Origin of the sequence: Microbulbifer sp. SH-1 (assembly GCF_011326135.1) — a bacterium.
GTDB classification, from domain to species: domain Bacteria; phylum Pseudomonadota; class Gammaproteobacteria; order Pseudomonadales; family Cellvibrionaceae; genus Microbulbifer; species Microbulbifer harenosus.
On record NZ_CP046948.1, the window covers coordinates 1,089,878 to 1,109,307 of the forward strand.

17 protein-coding genes are annotated in these 19,430 nt (G+C 58.0%); 8 read left to right on the forward strand and 9 right to left on the reverse strand.

What is annotated here, in order from left to right:
• Positions 1-14: 14 nt before the first annotated feature.
• The 4 genes from purB to GNX18_RS04920 form a co-directional block, all read right to left on the reverse strand.
• On the reverse strand, positions 15-1,382 hold the full coding sequence (gene purB / locus GNX18_RS04905; protein WP_138236378.1) for an adenylosuccinate lyase: 1,368 nt from the start codon (positions 1,380-1,382) through the stop codon (positions 15-17).
• Positions 1,383-1,452: 70 nt separating this feature from the next.
• A complete protein-coding gene (gene hflD / locus GNX18_RS04910; RefSeq protein ID WP_138236287.1) occupies positions 1,453-2,088 on the reverse strand; it encodes a high frequency lysogenization protein HflD in 636 nt (211 codons plus the stop codon).
• Entirely contained in the window at positions 2,085-3,284 is a 1,200-nt protein-coding gene (gene mnmA / locus GNX18_RS04915) for a tRNA 2-thiouridine(34) synthase MnmA (RefSeq protein WP_166215807.1), read from the reverse strand. The genes hflD and mnmA overlap by 4 nt, the downstream gene beginning before the upstream one ends.
• Positions 3,285-3,552: 268 nt before the next feature.
• Positions 3,553-4,188, reverse strand: coding sequence for a pseudouridine synthase (locus GNX18_RS04920; protein WP_138236289.1), 636 nt, complete (start codon positions 4,186-4,188; stop codon positions 3,553-3,555).
• 218 nt (positions 4,189-4,406) lie between these two features.
• On the opposite strand from GNX18_RS04920, the gene icd reads away from it, so the two are divergent.
• Positions 4,407-5,657 (forward strand): NADP-dependent isocitrate dehydrogenase, encoded by a 1,251-nt coding sequence (gene icd, locus GNX18_RS04925; protein ID WP_138236290.1) that lies wholly within the window; start codon positions 4,407-4,409, stop codon positions 5,655-5,657.
• A gap of 283 nt (positions 5,658-5,940) precedes the next feature.
• Here icd and cspD read toward each other — a convergent pair whose 3' ends face one another.
• Positions 5,941-6,225 carry a cold shock domain-containing protein CspD gene (cspD, locus tag GNX18_RS04930; protein WP_166215809.1) on the reverse strand — a complete coding sequence of 95 codons (285 nt, stop codon included), beginning with the start codon at positions 6,223-6,225 and terminating at the stop codon, positions 5,941-5,943.
• Between the two features lie 357 nt (positions 6,226-6,582).
• Here cspD and clpS point away from each other — a divergent pair, with 357 nt between their 5' ends.
• The gene (clpS, locus tag GNX18_RS04935; RefSeq protein ID WP_138236292.1) at positions 6,583-6,978 is read left to right on the forward strand and encodes an ATP-dependent Clp protease adapter ClpS; all 396 of its coding nucleotides are present in this window, start codon (positions 6,583-6,585) and stop codon (positions 6,976-6,978) included.
• Positions 6,979-7,101: 123 nt separating this feature from the next.
• On the forward strand, positions 7,102-9,390 hold the full coding sequence (gene clpA, locus GNX18_RS04940) for an ATP-dependent Clp protease ATP-binding subunit ClpA (protein WP_138236293.1): 2,289 nt from the start codon (positions 7,102-7,104) through the stop codon (positions 9,388-9,390).
• A gap of 126 nt (positions 9,391-9,516) precedes the next feature.
• Here the strand turns inward: clpA and infA are convergent, their stop codons facing one another.
• The 4 genes from infA to trxB all read right to left on the reverse strand — a co-directional run bounded on the left by infA (position 9,517) and on the right by trxB (position 12,602).
• A complete protein-coding gene (gene infA / locus GNX18_RS04945; protein WP_010130378.1) occupies positions 9,517-9,735 on the reverse strand; it encodes a translation initiation factor IF-1 in 219 nt (72 codons plus the stop codon).
• A 165-nt stretch (positions 9,736-9,900) separates the two neighbouring features.
• A complete protein-coding gene (locus GNX18_RS04950; protein WP_166215812.1) occupies positions 9,901-10,632 on the reverse strand; it encodes an arginyltransferase in 732 nt (243 codons plus the stop codon).
• A 195-nt stretch (positions 10,633-10,827) separates the two neighbouring features.
• The gene (aat, locus tag GNX18_RS04955) at positions 10,828-11,562 is read right to left on the reverse strand and encodes a leucyl/phenylalanyl-tRNA--protein transferase (protein ID WP_205828069.1); all 735 of its coding nucleotides are present in this window, start codon (positions 11,560-11,562) and stop codon (positions 10,828-10,830) included.
• A gap of 98 nt (positions 11,563-11,660) precedes the next feature.
• Positions 11,661-12,602, reverse strand: coding sequence for a thioredoxin-disulfide reductase (gene trxB, locus GNX18_RS04960; RefSeq protein WP_138236295.1), 942 nt, complete (start codon positions 12,600-12,602; stop codon positions 11,661-11,663).
• A 696-nt stretch (positions 12,603-13,298) separates the two neighbouring features.
• Here trxB and GNX18_RS04965 point away from each other — a divergent pair.
• From GNX18_RS04965 to serS, 5 genes are all read left to right on the forward strand, one after another.
• Positions 13,299-15,569, forward strand: a complete 2,271-nt coding sequence (locus GNX18_RS04965) for a DNA translocase FtsK (RefSeq protein WP_166215815.1) — start codon at positions 13,299-13,301, stop codon at positions 15,567-15,569.
• An 88-nt stretch (positions 15,570-15,657) separates the two neighbouring features.
• Positions 15,658-16,290: an outer membrane lipoprotein chaperone LolA gene (lolA, locus tag GNX18_RS04970; protein ID WP_166215818.1), complete on the forward strand. Its 633-nt coding sequence runs from the start codon at positions 15,658-15,660 to the stop codon at positions 16,288-16,290.
• Positions 16,283-17,647 carry a replication-associated recombination protein A gene (locus GNX18_RS04975; protein ID WP_166215821.1) on the forward strand — a complete coding sequence of 455 codons (1,365 nt, stop codon included), beginning with the start codon at positions 16,283-16,285 and terminating at the stop codon, positions 17,645-17,647. Before lolA ends, GNX18_RS04975 begins: the two co-directional genes overlap by 8 nt.
• A 97-nt stretch (positions 17,648-17,744) precedes the next feature.
• Positions 17,745-18,119, forward strand: a complete 375-nt coding sequence (gene crcB / locus GNX18_RS04980; protein ID WP_138236299.1) for a fluoride efflux transporter CrcB — start codon at positions 17,745-17,747, stop codon at positions 18,117-18,119.
• 18 nt (positions 18,120-18,137) lie between these two features.
• Positions 18,138-19,412, forward strand: coding sequence for a serine--tRNA ligase (serS, locus tag GNX18_RS04985; RefSeq protein ID WP_138236300.1), 1,275 nt, complete (start codon positions 18,138-18,140; stop codon positions 19,410-19,412).
• Positions 19,413-19,430: the final 18 nt, after the last annotated feature.

Sequence of the window (19,430 nt, forward strand, 5' to 3'; positions counted from 1 at the left end):
AGCCAGAGTTTTATTCAGATATTTTTTGCTTGCTCAATGGCATTGCCAATGTAGTTGGCGGGGGTCATTTCTCGCAGCGCCTGTTTGGCATCTTCCGGCATGTCCAGGCCGTCGATGAATTTGGCCAGGGTTTCCTTGGTGATGCCCTGGCCGCGGGTCAGGGCCTTGAGCTTCTCGTAGGGTTCTTCGATGTTGTAACGGCGCATGACGGTCTGGATTGGCTCGGCGAGTACTTCCCAGGCGTTGTTCAGGTCTTCCTCAAGGCGCGCGCGGTTGATTTCCAGCTTGCTGAGGCCCTTCAGGGTGGCGGCATAGGCGATCACGGAGTAGCCGGCGCCCACGCCCATGTTGCGCAGTACGGTGGAGTCGGTGAGATCGCGCTGCCAGCGGGAAACCGGCAGTTTGGCAGCCAGATGCTGGAATACCGCGTTGGCGATGCCCAGGTTACCTTCGGAATTCTCAAAGTCGATGGGGTTGACCTTGTGCGGCATGGTGGAGGAACCCACTTCACCGGCGACGACTTTCTGCTTGAAGTAGCCAAGAGAGATGTAGCCCCAAATATCCCGGTCAAAGTCGATCAGGATGGTGTTGAAACGCGCGATGGCATCGAACAGTTCTGCAATGTAGTCGTGGGGTTCGATCTGGGTGGTGTAGGGGTTCCAGCTGAGGCCCAGTGAGGTCACGAATTCCTCCGCGTTCGCCTGCCAATCCACGTCCGGATAGGCAGACAGGTGAGCGTTGTAATTGCCTACGGCGCCATTGATCTTGCCGAGCAGCTCCACGTCACGTATCTGTTTGACCTGGCGGCGCAGGCGCGCGACCACGTTGGCCATCTCCTTGCCCACGGTGGTGGGGCTGGCAGTCTGGCCGTGGGTGCGTGACAGCATTGGCACATCGGCGAAGTTTTTCGCCAGGGTCGCGATCTCATTCACGATCTGGTTCATTGCCGGCAGCAGTACCTGATCGCGACCTGCGCGCAGCATCAGGGCGTGCGAGAGGTTGTTGATGTCTTCGGAGGTGCAGGCAAAGTGAATGAATTCGCTCACGGCGGCCAGTTGTTCGTCGCCTTTCACTTTTTCCTTGAGGAAATATTCCACCGCTTTCACATCGTGGTTGGTGGTGCGCTCGATTTCCTTGATGCGCTCGGCATCCTGCAGGGAGAACTGGCTGACAATATCGTCGAGGATCTGGTTGCTGTTACCAGTAAATGCCTGCACTTCCGCAATTTTGTCGTGGCGCGCCAGCTGTTGCAGCCAGCGCACTTCCACTTCCACGCGCGCGCGGATCAGGCCGTACTCACTGAAAATATCCCGCAGGGCCGCGGTTTTGCTTTCGTAGCGTCCATCAATGGGGGAAACCGCGGTAAGGGCGGATAGCTCGATGGTCATGGTGTGTCTCCGATATCAATATCAGCCGCTTGTGGGCACTTTCCCCGCGGCGGAAAAATAAAAATCAGTGTTCAAGGGTTTCGTACTTGGCCACCAGTGCATCCATGGCGGCAATCAGTTTCTTGCGCTGAAACAGCAGGTGCAGACGACGCCCGCCGAGCTGACGCCAGAGCATGGCGGAGCGCACACCGGCAAACAGCATGGTGCGGATCTGGTTGGCAATGCGCTGCTGTTGCAGGTAATTGAAATCTCCCAGCACCTGGATGCGGAAACGGAAGGTGCTCAGGGTGTCGCTGTAAATACTGGCGAGGTTTGCGTAGACGTTCTCGTGGCCGATGCCAAAGTGGTCGGTCTGGGTGCGGGCCTTCTCCAGGCGGCTGCCAATGATCGACAGCAGTCCGGGTTTTTTCGCCAGTTGGCGCTGAAGGTACAGGATCGAAAGCACATAGCGCAGGCAGTCGGTGTATTCCGGATGGCTGCGGGTGGCGAGCAGCTGGCGCGCGCCGCGCAGGCCCGCGAGCACTTTTTCCACGCCGCCGAAGACGTCCTCGGTGGTTTCGGGATTCTGCTGAAACAGGCTGAAGACAGCGGTTTCCATTTGCTCCGCCGGTGCGGTGCCGGTTTTGGCCAGCCGTTCCACCAGAATGGCCGCCTGGAAAACGCCGGCCAGCGCCAGTGCCTGATCTCGCCAGTTACTCAATTGTTGCTCCCTGCAGCTTGTTTGGTGTTTGCGATGTGCGGCTGTTCGATTTCACCGATGCCGGTCGCCTGCTCGATCACCGCGCCCCCCAGGCATATTTCACCTTGATAAATGACCACGGACTGGCCCGGTGTCACGGCGCGCTGAGGTCTGTCGAAGGCGATCACCAGATCGCCGCTGTCGCCGACGCTGACCAGGCAGTCCTGGTCTTCCTGCCGGTAGCGGGTTTTCGCTGCTGCGCGGAATTCACGTGCCGGCGGAGCGCCATTGATCCAGTGGGTCTGGGAAGCGGTGAGGCCTGTGGAGTAGAGCAGGGGGTGGTGCTTGCCCTGAGCCACGATCAGGACATTGCGCTCGAGATCCTTGCCCACCACATACCACGGCTGGTCGCCGGCACCTTTGACGCCGCCGATACCGAGCCCCTGGCGCTGGCCGATGGTGTGGTACATCAGGCCGCTGTGTTGCCCCATGACTTCGCCTTCGGGGGTCTGCATTTCTCCCGGTTGCGCCGGCAGGTACTGCTCCAGAAAATCCTTGAAGCGGCGCTCGCCAATAAAACAGATACCGGTGCTGTCTTTCTTGCTGTGGGTGATTAAACCGTGTTCTTCCGCAATGCGGCGCACTTCCGGTTTTTCCAGTTCGCCGATGGGAAACAGTGAGCGGGCAAATTCCGCTTCGCCCACAGCGTGCAGGAAGTAGCTCTGGTCCTTGTTGGCATCCAACCCTTTCAGCAGGTAGGTGCGGCCATTTTCATCCCTCCGGCGCGTGTAGTGGCCGGTGGCAATGGCGTCGGCACCGAGCATCCCGGCATACTCCAGGAACACCTTGAACTTGATTTCACGGTTGCACAGGATGTCGGGATTTGGTGTGCGTCCGGCTTTGTATTCCGCCAGGAAGTACTCGAACACGTTGTCCCAGTACTCGGCGGCGAAGTTGGCAGTGTGCAGTTTGATGCCGAGGCGGGCGCAGACCGCTTCCGCATCCGCCAGATCCTGCTTTGCCGTGCAGTATTCGGTGCCGTCGTCCTCGTCCCAATTCTTCATGAACAGGCCTTCCACCTCATAACCCTGCTGCATCAGGAGCAGGGCGGCCACCGAGGAGTCCACACCGCCGGACATACCGACGATGACTTTTCTGGGAGCATCTGCTAACTGGTCAATGGAGCTGGAGTGCACAGAGATATCCGAATCTGACATGGAATACCGGGTCATTACTACAGTGAGGGGCGCGACGGACTTTTCAACCCAAACGCCAAACCCCGAAAACGCCAAGTTTCGCGAAGCCCACCGAGGGGCGGAAAATGGGGGCGCATTTTACCTGCGAATCCGGTTGCTGACCAATCCGGAGAGGCAAGACTTGGTGCGCGCTCTGGGCGCGCAGCTAAAAAAATACGCGCCAGCTCCCTAACAGCCTAGCCGAACGGCTCGAAACCCTTTCCTCCGCGGTCCGATCACTACGTTTCAATCAGCGTTTGCGGCCCCGGTCGGGCCTGGATTTATAACTTCCAGGCCGCGCCGTGGGTCTGTTCTTGCGCTCAGGCTTAGCCGGCATCCGGGGGAGAGCGACCTCGACCTCCCGCTGTTCTCCGGGTTGCAGGCCATTGAGGTTCCAGCTGCCGACCGATTGTCGGATCAGGCGCAGGGTGGGGTGGCCAACGGCGGCCGTCATACGCCGCACCTGTCGATTGCGGCCCTCGGTAATCGTCAGTTCGATCCAGCTGGTGGGAATGGACTTGCGCTCCCGTATGGGAGGGATGCGGGCCCAGACATCCGGTTCGGCGATGACCTGCGCTTTCGCGGGTGCAGTGCGGCCGTCCTTCAGGTCGACTCCATGGCGCAGCATATATAGCGCCTCTTCGGTCACGTCACCTTCGACCTGTGCCCAATAGACTTTAGGCTGTTTGTGCGTCGGGTGTGCAATCTGGTGCTGCAGGCGGCCGTCGTCTGTGAGTAGCAATAACCCCTCGGAGTCGTAATCGAGCCGGCCGGCGGCGTAGACCCCGGGCGTCCTGATGTAATCCGCCAGAGTAGGGCGGCCCTCGGGGTCGGTGAACTGGCAGAGGACCCCGTAGGGCTTGTTAAGCAGAATAAGTCGACTCATGGGGGCTGTCTGGGGCGGACCTACGGCCTCGGTTGTAATGAAACTACAAAAATGGGTGGATGCTGATATAATCCCGCCGATTTTTAGCCGGCTCGGCGTATGCAACGGCGCAAACAATGGGCGGCAACCATGACCGGCAGTGGAAATTTCGGCGCATTATGCCGGTTTTCCCTGGAAAAAGCCGGGCGTTTAGTCAAAGAGTTACGGGAGTCAACTTAATGGGTCATATCCAAGTGCCGGCCAACGGCGAAAAAATCACAGTCAACGCAGATGGTTCTCTGAACGTACCGAGCAACCCGATCATTCCGTTTATCGAAGGTGACGGCATCGGCGTGGATATCACCCCGGTTATGATCAAAGTGATCGACGCCGCGGTCAGCAAGGCCTACGGCAGCGACAAATCCATCGCCTGGATGGAGATCTTCTGCGGCGAGAAAGCGGCTGAAACCTACAGCGGTGACTGGTTCCCGGCGGAAACCCTGGAAGCGATCAAAGATTACGTTGTCAGCATCAAAGGCCCGCTGACCACTCCCGTGGGCGGCGGCTTCCGCTCCCTGAACGTTGCCCTGCGTCAGGAGCTGGATCTGTATGTATGTCAGCGTCCGGTGCGCTGGTTCAGCGGTGTACCTTCTCCGGTGAAAGAGCCGAACAAGGTAGACATGGTGATCTTCCGTGAGAACTCCGAAGACATCTACGCCGGTATCGAATGGAAAGCAGGCACCGACGAAGCGAACAAGGTCATCAAATTCCTGCAGGAAGAGATGGGCGTGAAGAAGATCCGCTTCCCGGAAAACTGCGGTATCGGCGTTAAGCCGGTTTCCGAAGAGGGTACCAAGCGCCTGGTGCGCAAAGCCCTGCAGTACACCATTGATCAGGACCGCGACTCCCTGACCCTGGTGCACAAAGGCAACATCATGAAGTTCACCGAAGGTGCCTTCGCCGACTGGGGCTACGAAATTGCCCGCGAAGAGTTCGGCGCTCAGCCGATCGACGGCGGCCCCTGGTGCAGCTTCAAAAACCCGAACACCGGCAAGGAAATCGTGGTCAAGGATGTAATCGCCGACGCCATGCTGCAGCAGATCCTGCTGCGTCCGGCTGAGTACGACGTAATTGCCACCCTGAACCTGAACGGCGACTACCTGTCCGACGCACTGGCCGCGCAGGTAGGTGGTATCGGTATCGCTCCGGGTGCCAACCTGTCTGACGAAGTTGCCCTGTTCGAAGCCACTCACGGTACTGCACCGAAGTACGCCGGCCAGGACAAAGTTAACCCGGGCTCCTTGATCCTGTCCGCGGAAATGATGCTGCGTCACCTGGGCTGGAACGAAGCCGCCGAGCTGGTTATCAAAGGTATGGAAGGCGCGATCGAAGCGAAGACCGTTACCTATGATTTCGAGCGCCTGATGGATGGTGCCGAGCTGAAATCCTGCTCTGCCTTCGGTGAAGAGGTCATCAAGCACATGGCTTGATTGGTCGCTGACTGAAAAAAGCCCCGCATCGCAAGGTGCGGGGCTTTTTTTTTGCTTAGGGCATTTTTGCTTAGGTCACTGGATGTGGCACGAATGTGCCAGTGCTGGTACGTCAGGGACTTCCTGAGAGGATGGCTCAGTGGGCTCTCGCAGGGGTATTCTCGAAAATCCCTGGATTGTGCCTGGAGATTTTCCGATCAGGCAGGCCTGGTTTCCGGGACCCCCGCGCGGAGGTGTATTCCGGGTAGTGACGGGCCTATGCGCCCGATTTTTCACATTGCTATCAATCGAGTGCTTCTTCGGTCTCTTTCTCACGCACCGCGTGCGCCTGCGGTGCCGGCGCAGGTGTTCGGGGCGTGTTGGCCGTGGCGAGATTAATATTCGCTGCGTGATAGCCTTTATCGCCCTGAATGATATCGAAGATGACTTGCTGGCCGGCTTTCAGGGTACGGTAACCCTCCATCTGAATAGCCGAGTAATGCGCGAACAGATCCTCCCCGCCCTCATCGGCGAGAATAAATCCGTATCCCTTGGCGTTATTGAACCACTTGACGGTACCGGTAGGCATGGCGAAATCCCTCTAAATTGCCGGGGCGACTGCTGGCCGCCTAAAAATTTTCATTATTGTTATCGCGCTTCATGCGCTTCCTTATTCGCAATTCGCACAGAGTCATTTGTACGACTAAATGCTAGTGCTCTCTCATCCGCTTGGCGCGGGTAATACCTCTTGTAGCCAAGACCCTAGTAGTTGTCAAGCGAATCAGCGTTCCCAGACTGTGCCCACTGGCGTTTGGGGTTACAATGGCGTCTTACGATTTTCGCTACAGTGACTGATAGCAGCAAACCATTCCTGATTTGCCCCTGGTTAGAAGCGCCAGGGCGTCAGTACTGTGAACTAATTCCTGAAACCTGATTGACTTGCGCTATGGGAAAATCACAAATCATTAAACTACACTCGAACGATAGCGAGGGAGAGGACGGCTACCAATTTGGCGAGTCCGGTGGCGATACCGCGCTGGCCGAAGCCAGGCCGAGGCTCAAAAGACCACCGATGTACAAGGTGGTCATGCTCAATGACGACTACACACCAATGGAGTTTGTGGTCGAAGCGCTGGAGCTGTTCTTTTATGTAAACCGGGAGCGCGCCACTCAACTGATGTTGCAGGTGCACACTAAGGGAAAAGCGATCTGCGGTGTCTATACTCGGGATATAGCGGAAACAAAGGCCGCGCAGGTAAATCAGTTTGCTAGAGACCACGAGCATCCGCTGCTGTGTGAAATTGAAGCTGACGATGCCGATGAAAACGGCGAGGAGGGTTGAAATAGCAGTTCCGGCGCCTGTGTCCAGTAAGGCGTAAATTTCCCGGCCGTAGGGCGGAAAACATGAATACCGGGTGTTTAATTCCAACCCGGATGACATTGGCCAGTAAGGTTTGAGGTTCAGATGCTCAGCAAGGATTTAGAGGTAACGCTCAATCTAGCGTTTAAAGGTGCACGGGCGAAACGCCATGAGTTCATGACCGTAGAGCACCTTTTGCTGGCGCTGCTGGACAACGAATCCGCGGCGGATGTTCTGCATGCCTGCGGCGCGGATCTCAGTGCGCTGCGGCGGGAGCTACTTGAGTTTGTGGACTCGACCACCCCCTTGATTCCGGAGAATGACACGGAGCGCGAAACCCAGCCTACGCTCGGATTCCAGCGGGTGCTGCAGCGCGCGGTTTTTCACGTGCAGTCATCCGGAAAAAAAGAAGTGACCGGAGCCAATGTGCTGGTGGCGATTTTCTGTGAGCAGGAAAGTCAGGCGGTTTACTATCTGAAGCAACAGAGTGTGGCCCGAATTGATGTGGTGAACTACATCACCCACGGTATTTCCCGTGTCAGCTCTTCCGGCGGCAACAACACCCACCACAGCCCGGACCCCTCGCCGGAGCAGGTGGATGAAGATCTGGGCGCAACATCTGAAGCTGGTGGTTCCGATCCATTGGAAAGTTATGCTACCAATCTCAACCAGGAAGCAATTCTTGGCCGTATCGATCCGCTTGTCGGCCGTGCGCTGGAAGTGGAGCGTGTCACTCAGGTACTCGCGCGCCGCCGCAAGAACAATCCGCTATTGGTGGGGGAGTCCGGTGTCGGTAAGACCGCGATTGCGGAAGGGCTCGCCCGCCGTATCGTTGACGGCGAAGTGCCTGAGCCACTACAGAACAGCACCATTTACTCGCTGGATCTCGGCTCCCTGTTGGCGGGCACCAAGTATCGTGGTGACTTTGAGAAGCGCTTCAAGGCCCTGTTGGCGGAGCTGAAGAAGCGCGACCACGCGGTGCTGTTCATTGATGAAATTCACACCATCATTGGTGCGGGTGCCGCATCCGGTGGTGTTATGGATGCGTCGAACCTCCTGAAACCGCTGCTCTCCAGCGGCCAGATGCGCTGCATCGGTTCCACCACATTTAACGAATACCGCGGTATTTTTGAAAAAGACCGCGCACTGTCGCGCCGCTTTCAGAAAATCGACGTGCATGAACCTTCTGTCGAGGAAACCGTGCAGATCCTGCAGGGGCTGAAGTCCTGCTTTGAAGATCACCACAAAGTGCGCTTTACCGATGCTGCGCTGGAAGCCGCCGCGCAGTTGGCTAATCGCCACATTACCGAGCGCTTCCTGCCGGATAAGGCCATCGACGTGATTGACGAAGCCGGCGCCTACCAGGCGCTGCTGCCTGCCGACAAGCGCACCGATATTATCTCTGTTAGCGAGATTGAGCAGGTCGTGGCGAAAATGGCCCGAATTCCTGCCAAGAGCGTGTCCGCGTCCGACAAGGCGGCGCTGGCGAAGCTGGACGACAACCTGAAAATGGTCGTGTTCGGTCAGGATGTCGCCATTGAGGCGCTCAGTACGTCCATCAAGCTTGCCCGTGCCGGTCTCGGTGCGGAAGAGAAGCCCATAGGCTCCTTCCTGTTTGCTGGCCCCACTGGTGTGGGTAAAACCGAATTGTGCCGCCAGTTGGCGAAGGTCATGGGGATCGAGCTGATTCGCTTTGATATGTCTGAGTATATGGAGCGCCATACGGTTTCCCGCCTGATTGGTGCACCTCCCGGCTATGTGGGTTTTGATCAGGGTGGCTTATTGACAGATGCGGTCACCAAACACCCGCACAGTGTGGTTCTGCTCGATGAAATCGAGAAGGCGCACCCGGAAGTGTTCAATTTGTTGCTGCAAGTCATGGACCACGGCACCCTGACGGACAACAACGGCCGCAAGGCCGACTTCCGAAATGTGATCTTGATTATGACAACCAACGCCGGCGCGGAATTGATAAGCCGCCGCTCGATCGGGTTTGCCAATCAGGACCACACAAGCGACGGGATGGAAGAGATCAAGAAGCTCTTCACGCCCGAATTCAGAAACCGCCTGGATAGTATTATTCAGTTCGGCGCGCTGAGCATGGATGTGGTTAAAACCGTGGTGGACAAATTTGTCGTTGAGTTGCAGGCGCAGCTGGACGAGTCCAGAGTCACACTCGAGGTGGACAATGCGGCTCGTGAATGGCTCGCTGTTAACGGATACGACGAGAAAATGGGTGCGCGCCCAATGGCGCGCCTGATCCGCGAGAAGCTGCGCAAGCCACTCGCGGAGGCTGTGCTGTTTGGAGATCTTTCGGAAGAGGGCGGCAAGGTGGAAGTGACTGTGGAAAATGATCAGCTCAAAATCAACACCGCGGTGCCGGCGCTGCATTGACGCTGTTCTCCATCTGGGCAGGCTCCACAGGAAGAACTGCGCAACCAAAAAAGCCACCTTGAAGGTGGCTTTTTTGTTGTCCGGGTCTTTGCGCTTCAGGATTATCGGCGCGGGCCGGAGCGGTATTCAGCGGGCGCGGTAGGTGATTCGGCCTTTACTCAGATCGTAAGGTGTGAGTTCAACCTTGACCTTGTCACCGGTCAGGATGCGGATGTAGTTTTTGCGCATCTTGCCGGAAATGTGCGCGATTACCACATGTCCATTTTCCAGTTTTACTCGGAATGTGGTGTTGGGCAGGGTGTCGATCACCTCGCCTTCCATTTCAATGTAATCGTCTTTTGCCATGCGGCAGGAACCTTTGATTAATGTGTACTTGCTATTCCGCCAGATAATTATGGCTCGCAAAATTGAGCCCGGCGGTACGACGGGCGTGCATTTTGCACGAAAAGTGGCAGTACGCCAAGTGAAACCACGAGTGCGGCGGAAAAGGGGGAGGATCGTGATTGGGCCTCAGGGTTGCGCCCCGTCTGACTTGAGCGTCCAGCGCCCGCCCTGGAGTATCTCCAGGGGTTGGAACTGGCTCTTATACGCCATTTTCTGGCATGCCGCTATCCAATACCCGAGATACAGACTGGGCAGCCCCAGCCGGCGGGCCCATTCAATCTGGTAGAGAATGGAGTAACTGCCGAGACCACGCTTGATTTCGTCGGGATCGTAGAAGGTGTAAATGGCCGATACGCCGCCAGTCAGAACATCGGTGACCGCCGTCGCCAGCAGCTCTCCGCGCGCGCGGAATTCGAGATAGCGGGTGGTGCCCCATGCATTATTGAGGAAGCTGCGAAACTGCTCCCTGGAAGGGGGGTACATTTCGCCATCCGCATGGCGCTCTTCAATGTAGCGCGCGTACAAATCGTAGTGTTCGCCGGTGTCGATATCGTAACGGTGAAATACGTCCAGGTCGCGATTGCGTCGCCAGCAGCGGCGCTGGGCGCGGTTGGGAACAAACAGTTCCACCGGTACCCGTGCAGGAATGCAGGCCTGACAGTCGGTGCATTGAGGCCGATAGAGATAGTTGCCACTGCGGCGGAAGCCAAGTTCCGAGAGGCGGCTGTACAGTGGCTGATCTACCGGTATTTGCGGGTCGACGAATACGGTGGTGGCTTCCCGGTCATCCAGATAGCCGCATGGGTGAGGTAATGTGGCGAGCAGGCGCACGGAATCCAGCTGGGAATACTGGCTCATGCCCAGGGGCTTCCTGTAGTGGAGTCATATAGCGCGTGTTTTGCTGCCATTGTCGCTCTCTGTTATGTCGGCGTAACTAATTCAACTAGCGAGACCTGGAGTATCGGGCGGGGAGGACGGCGCCCAGCAAGTACCGTTAGACCTGGATTCGAGGGTAATTTGCCGACGTTAAAAACACAAACCGGCAGCTGGTCACTACGTGTCGAAGAGGGATGGTGACAGGACCGCAGGCCACGGATGAGGGAAATCCGGTTTATTCACTTCGGTCTCAAGGATTGCTTCGAACGATTCTCTGGGCACTTCTTCCGCACCGAGGCTCAGCAAATGCGGGTTGCTGACCTGGCAGTCGATCAAGCGGCAATCCCATTCGGCCAACTGTCGCACCAGATAGGCGAAGGCCACCTTGGAGGCATTGGTTGCATGGTGAAACATGGATTCACCAAAGAACATGCGCCCCACCGCGAGTCCGTACAGGCCTCCCACCAGCTCCCCATCCAGCCAGGTTTCCACAGAATGCGCGTGACCAAGACGATGCATGGTTGCATAGGCTTCCACTATGTCATCGGTGATCCAGGTGCCGGACTGCCCGGCGCGTGGGGTCGCAGCACAGTTGCGTACCACACGATCAAAGGCGCGGTCGAATGTGACCTGGTAGCGTCCCTGGCGGATCACCTTGCGCAGGCTGCGGCTGAAGGTCAGAGTTTGCGGGCGCACAATACAGCGGGGCGACGGAGACCACCAAAGGATCGGCTGGTCATCGGAAAACCATGGGAATATTCCCCGGCGGTAAGCCGCGAGTAGCCAGTCGGGCGTCAGATCACCCCCAACGGCCAACAGACCATTGGGGTCTGCAAGCGCCTTGGCTGTGTTTGGAAAGCCAATGCGCTCCGGGTCCAGCAGGGCAAGTATCTCGTCGGTACCTTGGCTCAAGGAAAGCCCCTGTCGGCGGTTTCGTTGTTGATGCGTTCAACATCCACGGAAGAAAAAGGCGGCTACACAGCCGCCTTTGCTGGAACCTGAGTGCAGGCTTATTGGGCGTCGAGATAGCGCTCCGCATCCAGCGCTGCCATGCAGCCGGTGCCGGCAGAGGTTACTGCCTGGCGGTAAATGTGATCGGACACGTCACCAGCGGCAAATACACCGGGGATGGAGGTTTGCGTTGCGTTGCCGTTGAGGCCGCTCTCCACCACGATGTAGCCGCCATTCATTTCCAGCTGGCCTTCGAAGATATCGGTGTTCGGTTTATGGCCGATGGCGATAAACACACCGGACACGTCCAGCTCTTTGGTTGAACCGTCCTGCACATTTTTCAGGCGCACGCCGGTCACTCCCGCGTCATCACCCAGTACTTCCTCAAGGGTATGGTGCCAGCAAAGTGTGATGTTGCCATTTTGCGCCTTTTCCATCAGGCGATCCTGCAGGATCTTTTCTGCACGCAGCGTATCGCGCCGGTGCACCAGGATTACTTCGCTTGCGATGTTGGATAGGTACAGGGCTTCTTCGACAGCGGTATTGCCTCCACCCACTACCACAACTTTCTGATCGCGATAAAAGAAGCCGTCGCAGGTGGCGCAGGCACTTACGCCGCGACCCTGAAAGGTCTGCTCAGAGGGAAGGCCGAGATACTGGGCGGAAGCGCCGGTAGCGATAATCAGCGCGTCGCAGGTGTAGGTCTCGTTACCCTTGAGGATAAAGGGGCGCTGCTTGAGGTCAACCTCGTGGATGTGATCGAAAAGAATATTGGTCTCGAAGCGCTCAGCGTGCTGCTGCATCTGCACCATCAGGTCTGGCCCCTGCAGATCGTGCACGCCACCCGGCCAGTTTTCCACTTCCGTGGTGGTGGTGAGCTGGCCTCCCTGCTGCATGCCGGTGATGACCACCGGTTTCAGGTTGGCGCGGGCCGCATAGATAGCCGCGGTATAACCGGCAGGGCCGGAGCCCAGAATAATCAGTCGGTGATGATTGCTCATGAAGGAACTCTCAATACTTCAATGTATAAAATTTGATCGCGAAAACAGCGCGCCAACGTCGCCGCGGTGGCCAATCATTACGGCGTCCGCGGGAGCAAGGCAATATGAATTGCGGCGAAATAATGGCTTAAACAGCAATATCGAGTCGCCGTTGGCAATATCAAGGTGCCGCCATCGATATACAGGTATGGCCGGCAAAAAACGCCCGCAATAATAGGGGAGGTGACCCGGTGAACCAAATAGTTTGGCCTTATTTATCTTATTGCGGGTCTTTATAGACTGAGTGAATGGTGGGCTGTGACGCTGTTTGCTCGCTTGGATACTGAGACAAGGCTGTCATCTAATTCATCTAGTTTTATGTTAGGAATGCCTTAAGAGCTAGATGTAAGTTATTGTTTTTAAGAGAAAATTTATAAGTTAAAGTGATTTGTTAACTGCGTGTGTGGTGGAAATTGCACCGGGGCTGTAGTACACAGAGTGCTGTAGTGAACCGGCACTGTCCGCGGTGACAACGCAAAAATTGACATTGTGTCGGCGCGCTTGATGCGAGACCGCAGTAAAATCCCGGCATCCGGCGCCAGGTGCGCTGCAAGATAAGTCGAGCGAGCTTCCACTGCCCGCGAAAATGAATATTGAGGTAAGCCATTGAAGGCTGAAAGCGAAACCGAGTCTGGTCCCGCCATTCCAGACTCACTCATGGCACGCATCCTGCGCGAGGGCGCATTGATAGCCCTGTTGGCGGGCGCGCTGCTGGTGGGTATCAGTCTGCTGAGTTACAGCCCTGGAGATCCGGGCTGGTCCCACACCGGTAGCGGTGGCGGTATCGACAATGCCATCGGCCCCACTGGCGCGTGGCTGGCGGATGTCTGCCTGTCGTTGTTGGGATGGATGGCCTATCTATTCCCGATTCTGATCGGCTGGCGTGCCTACCGTATTCTGCGCGACAAAAATGCGCGCTTCCACGGCCCACTGTTTGCGTTGCGGGTTGGCGGCCTGCTACTGCTGCTGGTGTCCGGAGCCGCCCTTGCCACACTGTGTTTTGCGCCATCGGCCGAGCCATTGCCATTCTCAAACGGCGGAATTGTAGGCACCTCGGTGTCAGGTTTCATGGAATCCGGTCTGGGCTATGTCGGTGCCACCATATTGCTGCTCGCCATGTTTGCCATTGGTGTAACCGTGTTTACCGGTATGTCGTGGCTAAAGCTGTTTGAAGATATCGGGCGCAGTGTGCTGTATGTGTTCAGTTGGATGGGGCAGCGCGTGGCACGCGCGCGCAAAGACCGAGAGGAGCAACGGGTTGCCCGCGAGGCGGTGATTGTGCGCAAAGCGGCGGTTGAAGAAGAAAAGCAGCGTACCGCAAAGCGCCAACCGCCGCAGATCGCGCCGGTGGCGCCGCCGCCAAAGCAGAGCCCGCGCGCGGTGAAGGAAAAACAGGGTGAGCTATTCAAGGGCCCGGTGACCGGCGATCTGCCACCGCTATCCCTGTTGGACGCTCCGGAAGCCAACAAAAAGGCCGGCTTCAGTCGCGAAGCCCTGGAGGCCCTTTCCCGCCTGCTGGAACTGAAACTAAAAGACTTCGGTGTGGTTGCTGAGGTTGTCTCGGTATTGCCAGGACCGGTGGTGACCCGATTTGAAATCCAGCCTGCCGCCGGGGTGAAAGTCAGCCGTATCACCAATCTGGCCAAAGACCTCGCGCGCTCCCTGGCCGTGATCAGTGTGCGGGTGGTTGAGGTAATCCCCGGAAAATCGGTCGTCGGGATCGAGATTCCCAATGAAAACCGGCAGATGGTACGCCTCTCGGAAGTATTGGGTTCGGAGCTCTATGAAAAGGCGGGGTCCGCGCTGACGCTGGCACTGGGGCACGACATCGCCGGCCAGCCGGTGGTGGCGGACCTGGCGAAAATGCCACACCTGCTGGTGGCTGGTACCACCGGTTCCGGTAAGTCCGTAGGCATCAACGTGATGCTGCTGAGCCTGTTGTACAAATCCACGCCGGATGAGGTCCGCCTGATTCTGGTGGATCCGAAAATGCTGGAACTCTCGGTGTACGAGGGTATTCCCCATTTGCTCACGCCGGTAATCACCGACATGAACGACGCCGCCAACGGCCTGCGCTGGTGTGTGGGGGAGATGGAGCGGCGCTACAAGTTGATGGCGGCGATGGGCGTGCGCAACCTGGCGGGTTTCAACCGTAAGGTGAAAGAGGCGATTGCCGCCGGCGAGCCGCTGATTGACCCGATCTGGCAGCCGGACCCTATGTCCAGTGTGCCAGAGGCAGAGCAGACTGCTCCGCACCTCAAACCGCTGCCCGCCATCGTGGTGGTGATCGACGAATTTGCCGACATGATGATGATTGTCGGCAAGAAGGTGGAGCAGTTGATTGCGCGGATCGCGCAGAAGGCCCGCGCCGCGGGCATCCACCTGTTGTTGGCTACCCAGCGCCCCTCCGTGGATGTGATTACCGGTCTGATCAAGGCCAACGTGCCCACGCGCATGGCGTTTCAGGTCTCCTCGAAGATCGATTCGCGCACCATTTTGGATCAGGGCGGCGCCGAACAGTTGCTCGGTCATGGCGACATGCTATATCTGCCGCCGGGTACAGCCCTCCCCGTAAGGGTGCACGGCGCCTTTGTGGATGACCACGAAGTGCACCAGGTTGTGGCAGACTGGTGTCGCCGCGGCGAGCCCGAGTTCATCGACGGCATCGTGGATGACTCCAACAACAGTATCCCGGTACCCGGTATGGCCACCGAGGGTGGCGAGGACGACCCGGAAACCGACGCGCTCTACGACGAGGCGGTCGCATTCGTGGCCAAATCCCGCAAGGCGTCCATTTCTTCCGTGCAGCGCCAACTGCGCATCGGCTACAATCGCGCCGCCCGCATGATTGAGGCGATGGAAGCGGCCGGTGTGGTCTCCGCCCAGCAACCGAATGGCAACCGCGAAGTGCTGGTGCCGGCGCCTTGAGTTTCCAATCAGCGAGCCAGGTTCAGTCCAGGTTCACCTGTCGAGGGCTAGGCTTTAGAGACTGGATCAGCAAATCTGGAACGCAACTATGAAATGCACATTTGGGAAACGCGCACTGGGCATTCTTTTTATCGCATTGGGGCTTGGCGTCGGCACGACCGGCGCAAGCGCGGACGCCAGTGACGAGCTGAGCCGCCTGCTGCAGCCCCTTGGCTCCATCTCCGGCGGGTTTCGGCAGACCCTAAAGGACCAAAACGGCAAAACCCTGCAAAAGAGCAGTGGCAACTTTTCCGTACAGCGCCCGGGGAAGCTTCGCTGGCAAACTGGCGAACCCTTTTCGCAATTGCTGGTGACCAATAACCAGAAGCTGTGGCTGTACGACCCGGATCTGGAGCAGGTGACCATACGTCCGGTGGACAATCGCATGAAGGAGACGCCCGCCCTGTTGCTTGGCGGGAAGGTGGAAGAAATCCGTGGTTCGTTCAGCGTGGAAAACAAGAAAGGGGCTTACTACCTGACCCCCAAGCGCGCCTCTGCGCCCTTTAAATCCATAGTGATCCGCTTTGATAGCAAGGGGTTGCCGGCGGCCATGACTGTGCGCGATGGCATGGGTCAAACCACCGACATTCAGTTCAATGGCATGCAGGCCAACCCGAAGCTGTCGTCTTCCATATTCAACTTCAAACCGCCGAAAGGGACCGACATCATCCGCGATGAATGATCTTTTCCAGGCGCCGCCCCGGCACCAGCCTCTGGCCGCGCGCATGCGGCCGCAATCTCTGGCCCACTATGTGGGCCAGACGCATTTATTGGGTCCCGGTAAGCCACTGCGCGAAGCGGTGGAGCGGGGGCAGCTGCACTCCATGGTGCTCTGGGGGCCGCCCGGTGTGGGTAAAACCACTTTCGCGCGCTTGCTCGCGGAAGAGTGCGACGTGCGCTTTGCCACCTTGTCGGCGGTTCTCGCCGGAGTAAAGGAAATCCGCCAGGCGGTTGCCGAGGCTGAGCAACACGCGGCCCAGTTCGGGCGCGGCACCATCCTGTTCGTGGACGAAGTGCATCGCTTCAACAAGGCCCAGCAGGATGCATTTTTACCGTACGTGGAGGAGGGCACGGTAACCTTTGTCGGCGCCACCACGGAAAACCCGTCGTTTGAACTGAACAATGCGCTGCTCTCCCGATGCCGGGTATATCTGCTGCGCAGTTTGAGCCAGGAAGAACTGGTCGGCCTGTTGCAGCGGGCCCTGTCGGAAGATGAGGAGTTGCGTACGCGCAACATCCAAATGACCCCGGAAGTGTTGGAACGCATTACCTTGAGCGCTGATGGCGACGCTCGCAGCGCGCTGAATCTTCTCGAAATCGCCTGCGACCTGTCGCGGGAAGAGGGGGGGCGCCAGGTTGTCGACGACGATGTTCTGGCGGAAGTGCTGAGCGCGGATGTACGACGCTTCGACAAGGGTGGGGATTACTTTTACGACCAGATTTCCGCACTGCACAAATCCGTGCGCGGCTCGGATCCGGACGCTGCGCTCTACTGGTTTGCGCGCATGATCGACGGCGGCTGCGATCCGTTGTATGTGGCCCGTCGGGTGGTGCGCATGGCGAGTGAGGATATCGGCAACGCCGATCCCCGCGCGCTGGAACTAGCGCTCAACGCCTGGGATGTGCAGGAACGCCTCGGCAGCCCGGAAGGGGAGTTGGCCATAGCCCAGGCCGTGGTGTATCTCGCCGTCGCAGCGAAAAGCAACGCCGTCTACAGCGCCTACAAACGGGTGTTGGCGGATATTCGCCGGGAGCCCAGCTATGACGTCCCGATTCATCTGCGCAATGCGCCCACCAAGCTCGCCAAAGAAATGGCCCACGGTGCCGAGTACCGCTACGCCCACGATGAGCCGGATGGGTTTGCCGCAGGGGAAAACTATTTCCCGGAGGCCATTTCCGGGCGCCGCTACTACCATCCGGTTAACCGCGGCCTGGAATTGAAGATCGAGGAGAAGCTCCAGCGCCTGCGCGCCTTGAACCAGGCGAGTCCCTTGCAGCGCTATTCGCCCGAGCGCGCACCGGATACGGATAAGACGTAGCGATATACACGGCGCAAGGGAATAAAAAAGCGCTAAAATCGTCGCCCACTGGCACCCAGAAACGTATCGGCCAGGGGAATAATTAAAGGGGAGTTCCATGCAGTGGATCGCAATTGCGCTGGGCGGCGCCATCGGAGCAATACTTCGGCATCTGGTCGCCATCTGGAGTTTTCCGGTATTTGAAAACCGGCTTCCCCTCGGGACGTTTATCGTCAACCTGGTCGGCTCCCTGCTGATCGGCGTCGCCTACGTGGCGATCGTGGAACGCGGCATGCTCGGGCACGAGTGGCGCCTGCTGATCATGACCGGCCTGTTCGGCGCACTCACCACTTTTTCTACCTTCTCGCTGGAAACCGTGCTGTTGTGGCACAATGGCCAGCCTTTAACGGCGCTGGCCTATATAGCGGTCAGCCTCCTGGCATGCTTGGCGGCCACCGCGGCCACCATCTCGCTGGGAATGAAATATCTGTAACGCGGTAATCAAACCACCATGCTCGATCCCAAACTGATTCGTACCCAACTCGACGACGTTGCAGCGGCGCTGGCCAAGCGCGGTGTGCAGCTGGACAAGGCAAAACTGGAACAGCTCGAAGAGCAGCGCAAGGAGCTGCAAGTGCGCACCGAAGCGCTGCAGAACGAGCGCAACAGCAAATCCAAGAACATCGGTCGTGCCAAGGCCAGTGGTGAGGATATTGCGCCGCTGCTGAAAGAAGTCGAATCCCTGGGCGGTCAGTTGACCGAAGCCAAGCAGGCACTGACCGAACTGCAGGAGCAGCTCGACGATATGCTGCTCGCGATTCCCAACCTGCCGCACGAATCCGTGCCGGAAGGCAAGGACGAGAGTGACAACGTGGAAGTGCGCCAGTGGGGCACACCGCGCAGTTTTGATTTCGAGGTGCGTGATCACGTCGACCTGGGTGCGCGGCTCAAAGGCCTGGATTTCGAAGTGGCGAGCAAGATTACCGGCTCGCGCTTTGCGGTGATGACCGGCCAGGTGGCAAAACTGCACCGCGCCTTGGCACAGTTCATGCTAGATCTACATATAGAAGAGCACGGCTACCAAGAAGCCAATGTGCCGGTCATTGTAAATAGCGATTCCCTGTACGGTACCTCGCAGCTGCCCAAGTTCGCCGAGGATCTGTTCAAACTGGAGGATGAGCGTGGTTTCTACCTCATCCCCACGGCAGAGGTGCCCCTGACAAACCTGTACCGCGACGAGATCGTCGACGCAGCTTCACTGCCACAGAAGTTTGTCAGCCACACCAACTGTTTTCGCTCCGAGGCCGGCTCACACGGGCGCGATACCCGCGGCATGATCCGGCAGCACCAGTTCGAGAAAGTTGAGCTGGTGTGGTTTGCCCACCCGGACCATTCCATGGACGCGCTCGAACAGCTCACCAGTCATGCGGAAAATGTTCTGCAGAAACTGAACCTGCCATACCGCACCGTGGTGCTGTGTGGCGGCGATATGGGTTTCGGTGCAACCAAAACCTATGACCTGGAAGTGTGGATTCCGTCCCAGGACAAGTACCGGGAAATCTCCTCCTGCTCACTGATGGGCGACTTCCAGGCCCGGCGTATGAAGGCCCGCTGGCGCAACCCGGAAACGGGCAAGCCGGAACTGCTGCACACCCTGAATGGATCCGGGCTTGCCGTGGGCCGTACGCTGATCGCGGTGCTGGAAAACTACCAACAGGCCGATGGTAGTATCGAGGTGCCGGAAGTACTGCGCCCCTACATGCGGGGTGCAACCAAGATCGGCTAAGCAGTATGGAATAAGACC